The sequence below is a fragment of the Arthrobacter sp. 10T413_2 genome (genome assembly GCF_056394205.1).
Genome location: NZ_JBFTHK010000034.1, coordinates 22,638 through 33,307, shown reverse-complemented (window position 1 = coordinate 33,307; position 10,670 = coordinate 22,638). Strand labels below are relative to the sequence as shown.

Annotated in this window: 9 protein-coding genes and 3 pseudogenes; 5 read left to right on the top strand and 7 right to left on the bottom strand. The window is 65.2% G+C overall.

The genetic code is table 11. The features are described 5' to 3' along the window. Nucleotides 1–289 precede the first annotated feature (289 nt). The 3 genes from AC1DBQ_RS08215 to AC1DBQ_RS08205 all read left to right on the top strand — a co-directional run bounded on the left by AC1DBQ_RS08215 (nucleotide 290) and on the right by AC1DBQ_RS08205 (nucleotide 4,323). Nucleotides 290–1,522 carry an amidohydrolase gene (locus AC1DBQ_RS08215; RefSeq protein WP_476928027.1) on the top strand — a complete coding sequence of 411 codons (1,233 nt, stop codon included), beginning with the start codon at nucleotides 290–292 and terminating at the stop codon, nucleotides 1,520–1,522. A 3-nt stretch (nucleotides 1,523–1,525) separates the two neighbouring features. Continuing rightward, the gene (locus AC1DBQ_RS08210) at nucleotides 1,526–3,034 is read left to right on the top strand and encodes an MFS transporter (protein ID WP_476928026.1); all 1,509 of its coding nucleotides are present in this window, start codon (nucleotides 1,526–1,528) and stop codon (nucleotides 3,032–3,034) included. A gap of 200 nt (nucleotides 3,035–3,234) precedes the next feature. Then, on the top strand, nucleotides 3,235–4,323 hold the full coding sequence (locus tag AC1DBQ_RS08205; protein WP_476928025.1) for a hypothetical protein: 1,089 nt from the start codon (nucleotides 3,235–3,237) through the stop codon (nucleotides 4,321–4,323). 150 nt (nucleotides 4,324–4,473) lie between these two features. Here the strand turns inward: AC1DBQ_RS08205 and AC1DBQ_RS08200 are convergent, their stop codons facing one another. From AC1DBQ_RS08200 to AC1DBQ_RS08190, 3 genes are all read right to left on the bottom strand, one after another. Beyond that, the gene (locus AC1DBQ_RS08200; RefSeq protein WP_476928024.1) at nucleotides 4,474–5,151 is read right to left on the bottom strand and encodes a DUF981 family protein; all 678 of its coding nucleotides are present in this window, start codon (nucleotides 5,149–5,151) and stop codon (nucleotides 4,474–4,476) included. Between the two features lie 3 nt (nucleotides 5,152–5,154). Beyond that, nucleotides 5,155–5,394, bottom strand: coding sequence for a hypothetical protein (locus AC1DBQ_RS08195; protein WP_476928023.1), 240 nt, complete (start codon nucleotides 5,392–5,394; stop codon nucleotides 5,155–5,157). 464 nt (nucleotides 5,395–5,858) lie between these two features. Then, complete coding sequence (locus tag AC1DBQ_RS08190) at nucleotides 5,859–6,206, bottom strand: UBP-type zinc finger domain-containing protein (RefSeq protein ID WP_476928022.1); 348 nt, start codon at nucleotides 6,204–6,206, stop codon at nucleotides 5,859–5,861. Between the two features lie 236 nt (nucleotides 6,207–6,442). Between AC1DBQ_RS08190 and AC1DBQ_RS08185 the strand changes: the two are divergent. Then, a pseudogene (locus AC1DBQ_RS08185) lies at nucleotides 6,443–7,284 on the top strand (DUF5996 family protein). 125 nt (nucleotides 7,285–7,409) lie between these two features. Here the strand turns inward: AC1DBQ_RS08185 and AC1DBQ_RS08180 are convergent. From AC1DBQ_RS08180 to AC1DBQ_RS08165, 4 genes and pseudogenes are all read right to left on the bottom strand, one after another. Beyond that, nucleotides 7,410–8,294, bottom strand: coding sequence for an SDR family NAD(P)-dependent oxidoreductase (locus AC1DBQ_RS08180; protein ID WP_476928021.1), 885 nt, complete (start codon nucleotides 8,292–8,294; stop codon nucleotides 7,410–7,412). Between the two features lie 170 nt (nucleotides 8,295–8,464). After that, complete coding sequence (locus tag AC1DBQ_RS08175) at nucleotides 8,465–8,812, bottom strand: hypothetical protein (RefSeq protein ID WP_476928020.1); 348 nt, start codon at nucleotides 8,810–8,812, stop codon at nucleotides 8,465–8,467. A 56-nt stretch (nucleotides 8,813–8,868) separates the two neighbouring features. After that, nucleotides 8,869–9,392: pseudogene (locus tag AC1DBQ_RS08170) on the bottom strand (YceI family protein). Between the two features lie 336 nt (nucleotides 9,393–9,728). Then, the gene (locus tag AC1DBQ_RS08165) at nucleotides 9,729–10,400 is read right to left on the bottom strand and encodes an aldo/keto reductase (protein ID WP_476928019.1); all 672 of its coding nucleotides are present in this window, start codon (nucleotides 10,398–10,400) and stop codon (nucleotides 9,729–9,731) included. Between AC1DBQ_RS08165 and AC1DBQ_RS08160 the strand changes: the two are divergent. Continuing rightward, a pseudogene (locus AC1DBQ_RS08160) lies at nucleotides 10,329–10,493 on the top strand (helix-turn-helix domain-containing protein); the annotation flags it as partial. The gene AC1DBQ_RS08165 and the pseudogene AC1DBQ_RS08160 sit on opposite strands and share 72 nt — an antisense overlap. Nucleotides 10,494–10,670: the final 177 nt, after the last annotated feature.

Here is a 10,670-nt window from a genome sequence, read left to right as displayed (position 1 = left end):
CGCGGCCMTGTTCCAGCCAACAACTMCGCTTCATGCACCATATCCGGGCGTAGACCCACCCCATCACGCTAGAGCCGCTCCCTCGTGTGTGCGGCTTTCGTCGTTTATCTGCGCCCCGCCCATTCGCAGCACATGATCCGAATCACCGGGCGGGGCCAACGTTTCCCTCCCGTGATTCCCGGTAGATCCGGTGCCCGCTGGCAGACCTGATATTGATGCCGGTCTATGCTGGGTTCTGTCAGTTGCGCCCGGCTCACCCGGGCGCCCGGACTCCGAAAGCGTGACGCGCATGGACAGCTCCGACACAGTCCTGACAGGCCTGGAATCCGAGCTCGGCTGGGTCCGGGAAACCTACACCGAGCTGCACCGGCATCCCGAACTGAGCCTCGATKAGCATCAGACGTCAAAGATTGTGGAGGAGAAACTCACTGCCTTCGGCTATTCGGTGACCCGCATTGKAGGAACGGGCGTCGTCGGCGTCCTTGAGAACGGGCAAGGCCCAACTGTTCTTGCGCGCGCCGACATGGACGCCTTACCCGTCACKGAGGCCACGGGGCTGCCCTATGCGTCGGCGGTGAACGGGATCATGCATGCGTGCGGTCACGACCTGCACGTCAGTGCACTGCTCGGAGCCGCCAAGCTCATGGCGGACGGACGTGGCGCCTGGTCCGGAACCTACATCGCCCTATTTCAGCCGGCCGAAGAAGTCGGGGCAGGTTMCCAGGCAATGATCGACGACGGACTTCTCACCAAAGTGCCACGGCCCGACGTCGCCTTTGCCCAGCACGTGATGCCACTACCGGCGGGGACGGTCGCCACCACCACCGGACCGGTCCTCTCCGCCGGCGATTCGMTCAAGATCACGGTGTACGGGAAGGGCGCGCACGGTTCGATGCCGCACATGTCCGTGGACCCGGTGGTGCTGTCCGCCTCGATCGTGCTCAGGCTGCAGTCGATCATCTCCCGGGAGACGAAGCCCGGCGACTTCGCCGTCGTCACCGTGGGGGCGCTCAACGCCGGGACAAAGTCCAACATCATCCCGGACCGCGCCACGCTGCTGCTGAACATCCGCACCTACGACTCCGAGGTCCGGGCCGGAGTGCTCGCCGCGGTTGAGCGGATCGTCAGGGGCGAATGCTCTGCCGCCGGATCCCCCCGGGAACCTGAGTTCGAGTACTACGACCAGTTCCCGCTCACCAGCAACGACGCAGCCGTGACAGAACGCGTGCGGGCGGCGTTTACCGCCCGCTTCGGGGCAGACGCCGTGCACACAGCGGAGCGGCAGACCGCGTCCGAGGACTTCAGCCGCATCCCGGCCGCCTTCGGTGTCCCGTACACGTTCTGGCTCCTCGGCGGCGCGGACCCCGAGACCTACCGGGCCGCGGCCGCGAAGGGAACCGTGGCCCGGKATATCCCGGCGAACCACTCCCCGTTATTCGCGCCGGTGCTGGATCCGACGCTGGCGCTGGGCGTGCAGGCCCAGGTTGTCGCCGCAATGTCCTACTTAACCAAGGATGCGTAAGCCATGAGCGCTGTCCAGTCCTCAGCCAAGACCGGAACCCAGTGGAAGCCGAACGATGCGTGGCTGATCGGCATCGTCCTGGCCGTCATTAACTTCTGGCTCTTCGCGCAGACCCTGCTGAATGTCATCCCGGGTATCCAGGGGTCGCTGGGGATCGAACGGACACTGGGGAATCTCGCGGTGTCCATCACATCGCTGTTCTCCGGGATCTTCATCGTCGTCGCCGGAGGGCTCGCGGACCGGCTGGGCCGGGTCAGGGTCATGAACGTCGGCATCTACCTGAGCATCCTCGGATCCCTCCTGATCGCGCTGACCCCCGAGAACGCCGGCGCCCTGACGGCGGCCGCCCTGCTCGGCGGGCGCGTCGTCCAGGGCCTCTCCGCGGCATGCATCATGCCCTCCACGATGGCCCTGGTKAAGACCTACTACGAAGGGAAGGACCGCCAGCGGGCGTTGTCGTTCTGGTCGATCGGCTCGTGGGGCGGCTCGGGCTTCTGCGCCCTCTTCGGCGGCCTGATGGCGACGTCGGCCCTCGGCTGGCGGTCCATCTTCTGGATCTCGATTGTGCTCTCGGTCATCGCCTTGTTCCTGCTGCGGGGCACTCCTGAGTCCAGGTCGGCCGCGAAAGCCGGAGGCACCTTCGACTGGGGCGGCATGGTGAGCCTCATCGTCGCGCTCCTGACGCTGAATGTGTATATCTCCCAGGGCCCCCTGATCGGCTGGCTCAGCTGGACCGGCATCGGCCTCGTCGCCGTTACCGTGATCGCCACTCTGGTGTTCTTCTGGATCGAGACAACCCGGCACAACCCGGTCCTGAACCTCACACTGTTCCGCAACTCAACCTTTGCCGGTGCCACGCTGTCGAATTTCCTGCTCAACGGCGCGGCCGGGACGCTGATCGTTGCCCTGGGCCTGGTCCAGGTCGCCGCGGGCATGTCCTCGCTGCAGTCGGGTCTGCTGACCCTCGGATACCTGATTGCCATCCTTTCCACCATCCGTGTCGGAGAGAAACTGCTCCAGCGCTTCGGGCCGAAGCGGCCCATGATCTGGGGCAGCGCGATCGCCGGCACCGGCATCCTGCTGACATCCATGACGTTCACCCTGATCGGGCAATACATCGTCCTCGCCGTCATCGGCTTCACCTTGTTCGGCATCGGTCTCGGCTTCTATGCGACGCCGTCCACGGACGCCGCCCTGTCGAACGTGCCGGACGATGAAGCCGGGGCTGCCGCCGGCATCTACAAGATGGCCTCGTCACTGGGCAATGCGATCGGCGTCGCCATCTCGGCCGCCGTGTACGTGGCCGCGCAGGCCCTGGACCCGAATGTCATCCGGTCGTGGGGCCTGTTCGCCGGGAACCAGGAGAACGTGGCCCTGCGGTTCGGCGGCGCCGTCGGAATCCTGTTCAACCTGTTMATGGTGGTTGTGGCCATCATCGCCATCATGGTCACGGTCCCGGACGAGCGGCCCGTCAAACGGCCCGAGGTCCCGGCGACACCATCCTTCGGCTAAGAAACCACCCGTTGTCCACCGGGGTGCCCGGAAACCGCCAGGGGATCGGGCCGGGGAAGTTTCCGCTTGCTGCCGMAGCCTCACAGCCGCCAAGGACCTGGGCCGACCGGGCCCTCAAAAACGACGGCAAAAACCAGCGTCCTCAGGTTGACCGCCTACAGGGACCGCCGCACCGGGCTCCGCGTGGAAGGATCGGATCCATGAACCGGCATCCCGGGCCAGCCTCTCAAGCCCCGGCCCGRCCCCCGCAGGGCATCCGCGCACTGTTCAGCTTCAGGGATGCACCGAACCGCTGGCCGATCGGATTGCGGGCGTCGATATCTGCCGGGACGCCGCTGCTGGCCGGCTGGCTGGCCGGGCAAACCGCCGCCGGGCTGATGACCAGCCTCGGAGCCTTGACCGCTCTCTACGGCAGCGGCCGCCCCTACCTGAACCGTGCCCGGTACCTGGCGCTGATCGCGCTCTCTTTTGCGTGCACCGTCGCCCTGGGCATGTCKGTGGAGACCATCCCGATGCTGGCGGTGGCCACCGTCGTCGTGATCGCCATGGTGTCCACCTATGTCTGCAGCGCCCTTCGTGTAGGCGGAGCCGGGGCCTACATGTTCACTCCGATCTGCGCGGCCGGGACCGCCCTGCCCGCGGCAGGGCTGGCTCCGTGGCGTGCCGGCCTTCTGGTGCTCGCCGGCGGGGCCTTCGCCTGGGTGGTGCACATGGTCCCGGCGCTCTTCCGGACGCGCGGACCGGAAAAGCTGACCGTGGCAGCGGCCGGCCGGGCCGTCGCGGCCTACGCCCGGGCAGGAAACGCGGCCGGGCAGCCTGGTGGGCAGCACCCGGCCGCCCTGGCACTAAATGCCGCGTKGGCGGCGCTGGTGACCTACCAGCCGACACACGTGCGGCAGGGGGACACGCTGAAGCGGCAGGGGGACACGCTGAAGCGGCTGCAGGGGATCAACCGGCAACTGCACCTGCTCTTCGCCGAAACCGTGCGGACCGCCGGCCGTGGGGAGACGGCACATCCGGCGGTGGCAGAAAAAAGCCGCCCGCCTGGCTGCCGCCGCCAATCCCCCACCGTCGGACTGGCCCGGCGGATCGATCCCGCTGGGCTCACCCGGCCCCTGGGAGGCCCTGCGGGCCGGCTGCGGCGGAGGTCGGTCTCGCATCTGGTGGTCCTGCGGGTGGGCGTCGCCGCGCTCCTCTACATGGACGAATACGCCGCTTTCGTCGCCCGGGTCCTGGACGCGACGTCGCCGTGGCAGATCGGGGACGAGCACCCCGACTCGCACAAGTAAKCCGTCGGCGGMCATCCGCTCCGGGGCGGGGAACACCCCGGCATTGGGCCAGCAGGATCTGGGCCCGTGGCGCACGGGCACAGACCCTGCTGGCCCGTTTMGTTGAGCGGCAGCCATGTCATGCAGCCAGGCAGATCGGTGGATCAAAGCCTAGTGCGGGAAGAAACCGACGTGTCCGTAGAAGACGGTGATGCTGAGGAACAGCCACATCATTCCTGCGATGAACAACGACACGGCGAAGACCTTGGCCACCAGGCGATTCTCAGGAGCGAACGCGGCTGTGATCGCGGCCACGCCGGTGATGGCGTAGGCGAACGCCATGTAGAGCGCTTCCAGGATGGAGCCCGCCAGCATCCCGGCAATCGGTTCCACCTCAGGTGGATGCCACATCCCGAACTCGAGTCCGGCGATGGCGATCATGATGAGCCCGATGCCGCCGAAGGCACCCGCGTACAGAAACGGCCGGACGGTGGCCACGAGCTCGAACTGCACCCCGCGGTCGACGGCGGCCCGCTCGGCACGCATCAACGCTACGGCCCCGAAAAATACCAGAAAGCCAAAGAACATGGCGGGCTCACCGAAGGTGAGGTTGTCGACCGCGCAGCACGGGACGCCGGGAACGGGAATCTGTTTCAGCGGCCACGTGAGGGTCATGTGAGTGCCGGTGACGGCCAAAAACAACCCGAGGGCTGCAAACATCCAGGCCCATCCGTCGATCGTTTTGCGACCAGGTTGCTGGACCACTCGCAGGAAGACGAGCAACAACAGCATGATGACACCTGCGACCATCGCCATGGTCGTGTTGTAGGTGATGCCCTGATCAAGCATGGACTATCCCCGTTCTGCCAGAAGTGCCTGCCGAATGACCATCAGGCCAGCGCAGACCGCGAACGTGGCGGACAGGATCAATGCACCCATGTCGCTACTGATGGCTGCCCAGAGAATCGCCGACAGGACAACGCCGACCACCAGGATCGCAAAGACAGCCCTGACCAATATCGTTCCCCACCGGCGAGTTTGCCCGTCGTTGACGTCAATTGGGAGCCCGGCGAACGCATCATGTTGGGACATATAGACGTCTTACCACGCGTAGGACATGGAGTGAAAGAGGCAGTCGGGGCACGTTCGCCTGTCCGGGTTGGCTGGGGGCAGCTTACGTGGGAAGGTCTCGATCACCAGTCCTGCAAACCCGGGGCTCGCGAGATTCACCGTCCTCGCAGCCGGCGTGTTTTCCGCGCCAATGCCACCGGCCATGGTGGCCATAATACTCGTGAGCCTTGTTTTGGAAGATCTCCAACTATCCCGTCGCCCTTGCCGGTTCCGTTACGGCCCCTGACTGATGTTGGGCCGAGCGGTCCTGCCCGTAGCGCTCATCGCGGCCCTTTGTCTGTCTGGCGGGTCCGGCTGGGACCATACCTGAGGCGGGGTAATTGCCGGTTGGTGCGCCGGCGTCGTTCTGATCGGGTTGCCTATTAAGTGGTCAGCGCCTTGGTGGCCGGGTAGCAGGGTGCAGGCCGGAAGCAGAGCGTCCGGCCTCAGTGCAGACGGCGCTCCCAGCCGGGAGGCACMCGCCCGGCCGGACCCGGAACGGGCTGGCTGAGCGGGTGATGTGCGGGCGGGGCCAGCAGCGGCCCTTCGTAGTACTCCTCGGTGGCATAGTTCCAAAACCACTCTTCGCCCGGTTCAAAGGAACGGACAAACGGGTGGGCCGTAGCGGCAGCGTGAGCGCTGGCATGCTGCGAGGGCGAGGAGTCACAGCATGCAATGTGTCCGCACTGGGCGCAACGCCGCAGATGGAACCACCACCCGCCCTGCTTCTCGCAGTCGGCACAGCCCGTGCCGCTCGGCACCGCGGAAGGATCGATCCCTGGTGGATAGCTCATCTGAGGCCCTCCTGTTCAGAACTCGTCCACCAGTGGTGGACGCCACCTTCGAATCATAGGTGCAAAGGTGATCCGCGTTAAGGCGCCGCGGAAGCCTTGAAGATCCCCGGCGCCGGTGGGAAACTGACCGACGGGGTTCCGAGCGCCCCGGCGGAGGCGAAATTAACACGGCAAGTTCAGGGGCGTGGCCGTATCTGCCCATCGCCGCGTGGCAGGACACGCGCGACACCCTGCAATTGTTCACCCAGGTCGTCGGAAAGGTGAGCCTGGCCAACGCACCGCTGGTCAACCACTGGTGGAACTGCGCCCTCCGTGCGACAGCCCGTGGGCTCTGCACCACGCTCATGCCCCACCCCGGGGKCCAAAGGTTCCAGATCGATTTCGACTTTCAGGCGCACCGCCTGGAGATTGGGAGCACGTTCGGCGAGGCGCGATCATTCGGGCTCGCCTCCCTCTCCGTCGCGGATTTTTACAACACCCTGTTTCGCTGTCTGGACGAGCTGGGTCTGGCCACGGAATTCTGGCCCGCTCCGGTGGAGATCGCCGGTGCAATTCCCTTCGCCGAAGACCGGACGCACAAAAAGTACGACGCCGGGCAGGTCCACCGTTTCTGGCTCACCCTGGTCGAGGCCGACCGCGTTTTCACGATGTTCCGCGGACGCTTCCTGGGCAAGACCAGCCCGGTCCAGCTGTTCTGGGGAGCTTGGACCTGGCGGTGAGCCGCTTTTCCGGCCGGGCCGCCCCGCCGCACCCCGGCGGGGCGCCGAACTGCGGACCCAGCGTGATGCTCGAGGCGTACTCCCATGAAGTGTGCAGCGCCGGCTACTGGCCCGGAGGCGGTCCCGAGGGCATCTTTTACTCGTACATTTACCCCGAGCCGGCGGGGTTCCGGGAGTTTCCGATCGGACCAACCGGCGCATATTTCAGCGCGGAACTCGGCGAATTCGTCCTGCCATACCCGCTGGTGCGCACCGCAGCGCATCCCGACGCGGTGCTCCTTGGGTTCCTGCAGAGCACCTACGAGGCCGCCGCGACCTGCGCACACTGGGACCGGGACGCACTGGAACGCCCAGCCTGACGTCAGCAGCCTTCAGCCTGAAGAGGGCTCTCAGGAGTCCTCAGAGACATCGGGCACTAGAACCTGAGCAGGTGGTCATTCCTCGACTATGGATTGGGATGAAGGGGGTACGCAGAGCGTGAGGGTTATGCGGTCACGTTTGCACTGTCGCCAGCGGTCGCGGCAAACGACGTTCCACTGACCATCCGGGCTTCATCGGATGCCAGGAACACCACAAGCGGAGCTACGTCTGCCGGGTCGATCCACGGCAAGCCCAGCGGGCTCTTCGCCTGCAGTGACTTCCTGGCTGCCGCCTCGTCCTTGGCCGCGTCTCCCGTTGCCTTGCCACCGCCGGCCGCTATCGCCTGGGCATAGCGGTCCTCGTGGCGGGTGAGCGCGGTGTCAACCAGACCGGGGATGACGGCATTGACGGTGATGTTAAGCTCCCCGAGTTCCAGGGCGGCCGACTTCATGAGGCCGATGATCCCCCACTTCGAGGCGGAGTACGAGGACCCCCACTTCGTCCCGTGTTGACCCTGTGTAGAGGAGGTGACGATAATCCGGCCGCCACCACGACGCACCAAGAGCGGCGCAAAGACGCGCAGAACATTGGCGGTGCCGTTGAGGTTGTTCTCGATCTGGTCGAACCAGTCTGCGTCATCCATCTCCAGCAAGGGTTTGAAGGCCTGAATGCCGGCATTTGCGAAGACGATGTCGACACCGCCCCAGTCCTCTTCCACCTGGCTGCTGATCGCCCGCAGCCCGGTGATGTTCCTGTGGTCGGCGACAAATTGCTTCCAGCGCACGCCTCTGGCAGCCACTTGATCACCGGTCTCGGCGAGCTCGGCTGGCGAGGCAGGAGCAAACGTGTCGATCGGGCTCACTTCGGCTGCGATGTCGATGCCCACAACGTCTGCTCCGGCCTGGGCGAGAGCGATAGCACTGGCCCGTCCAATACCGCGTGCTGCACCTGTGACCACGGCGATCTTCCCGTCCAGGCGACCGGTCGTCCAACTCTTCTTCTCGGCCACAGCGAATGCCCCTCTCAGGATCCGGCAAATAGACGCTTGGCGATGCTGACGCAGCCCAGCCTATGCGGGGTACTGTCGAACGGGCCGGCTCCGGGCCGATATTCCCGATCGCGATGCGGTCCCCATGTCAGAGCCCTCACCCGCCATCAGGGAGGGAGTGCACTGGCGGGCTAGGACCAGATGTATTCCTCGACKATCGCGCCGTCGAGCCACTTGGCGACGGTCACCATCCGGCCTCCGCCTTCGAACTCTCCGATGACACAGGTCCACTCCCCGGAGCCGAACGCGATCGGGTGGGAGGTGATCTGGGGCGGCGTTCCGCCTGCGGACTCGACGTATGCCTTCATGGCGTCGATGTGCTCCTGGATCCCGTGGGTTGGTGGCTGGCCTTTCCAGTCCACCAGTACGTTGTCGGTGTGGTGGTGGGCGAACACGCCGTTCCAGTCGGCGTTGTTCCAGCCGGTGAAGTCAAGGTCGTCCATGCCCTTGAGGTTGTTGTTGACCTGGTCATCTTGCATGAGTGGCTTCTTTCCTGGTTGGACCAACAGTTCCCCACCCGGCGGCCGGGTAAGTCTTAGAGGGGCCGGATCGCCTCCGCGTCGATGTCGATTGCGATGTCCTTGCCCACGGGCAGCCCTCCGGCTTCTTTGAGGAGTTCGAAGGTGAGCCCGGAATCGCGTCGGGTGATCGAGGCATGGGCGTGGAATGCGATGCGGATGTTGCCGGAGGCATCGGTCACAGCGCCTCCGAAACGGACGGTGAGCTCCACTGGACGCGTCACGCCGTGCAGCGTCAAGTCTCCCGTTACTTGCCATACCCCTGCCGTMGACTCAAACGCCGCCGTGCTGCGGTACGTCATGGTCGGATAGCGCCCGACGCGGTCTCGATACTGACCTCGACGCTCGACTCCGTCAGGTCATCAGCCACAACGATGGTGCCCTGCACCGCCTCGAATCGGCCCCGKACCCGCCCAACCACGAGATGCTGGGCACTGAAAGCGACAAAGGTGTGCACCGGGTCGAGTTCAAATGTGCCCACKGGAGGAGCCAGAACGTGATTCACAATGCGGCTGTGGTCCCCGTCCGTCCGATCATTCATGCGCAACTCCCAGAAAAATTCGTCAACCAGCAGTGAAGTCGACCAGCAGTGAACGAGACAAGTGCGTCAGACTAGACGCTACCCCCGCCCACGCGCATGCGAAAGAGGGAGTGCACCGTGCTTGTGGATACAGGGTGTCCCGTAGGCCCGTCCGCAACGTCCCAGCTCGACCTTTCGCTTCTTGAAGTGATCATGAAATTTCTGGATCTCCTCCGAGCTTGGTTCCATGGGGCCGTGTCAAAACCCTAGGGATTCGAGGCGTCTCATTGAAGGAGCATTGATTGTCGTCGATTTCTTCGAACCGGGACCTTTTTGGCGGGACACCACGGCCAGGGATCAGCGGTCGATCGAGACCATATTGGCCTCGTCGTGCCGCGCCCCTGCTGCGGGCTGGAGTGAGTTCAGGCGCTCGAGCTGGTCTGTGGTGAGCTTGACGGTATCGGCTGCGGTGTTTTCCTCCACACGGGATACGCGGCGGGTGCCCGGGATCGGGGCGATGTCGTTACCGCGGGTCAGCAGCCAGGCGAGGGCTGTCTGGGCTGGGGTGGCGCCAATCTCCGCGCCGACGCTCTGGACTTCGTCGACGATGCGCAGGTTCCGGACGAAGTTTTCACCCGTGAAGCGTGGGTTGGATTTGCGCCAGTCATCGTCKGCGAAGTCCTCCACCGTCCGGATCTGCCCGGTGAGTAGACCATGCCCGAGCGGCGAGTAGGGGACGAAGCCGATGCCCAGTTCACGCAGCAGCGGCAGGATCTCCTCTTCGACGTCGCGGGTCCACAGGGAGTATTCAGTCTGCAGGGCCGAGACGGGCTGCACGGTGTGTGCCCGACGGATTGTGTCCGCGGAGGCCTCGGACAGGCCGAAGTGCWGCACCTTACCCTCGGTGATCAAGTCCGCGACGGCCCCGGCGGTCTCTTCGATGGGGGTGTTMCGGGGCGTCAGCAGTTCAGCGACAGCCAGATCAGCAACGCTTGTCGCCTCATCGACGCCGGGGAGCCGGCCACCCATGTGGCCCGTGACCTCGGCATGTCCCGCGCGACCCTGTACCGGCKGATCGGAGAGCTGGATGCCCGGCAATGGATCACCTCCCAGACCCCCTGAGGCAGACCGGCAGCAGCGCGCCGCCTATGACCCCCGCACCGGACGGTTCACCCGACCGRGCTTGCGGGGCACTCCACATTTCGAAGCCCCAGGAGCGCAGGTCAACCAGGTTGCCGACACCAACTGTTGCCCCTGCAAACGATCGCACATAGGCTCGTCCATGTGAGTGGCGGGGAC

Coding starts and splice junctions, on each gene's coding strand:
- AC1DBQ_RS08195 (WP_476928023.1), bottom strand. CDS start 5,394: ATGTCCCAACATGATGCGTTCGCCGGGCTCCCAATTGACGTCAACGAC.
- AC1DBQ_RS08200 (WP_476928024.1), bottom strand. CDS start 5,151: ATGCTTGATCAGGGCATCACCTACAACACGACCATGGCGATGGTCGCA.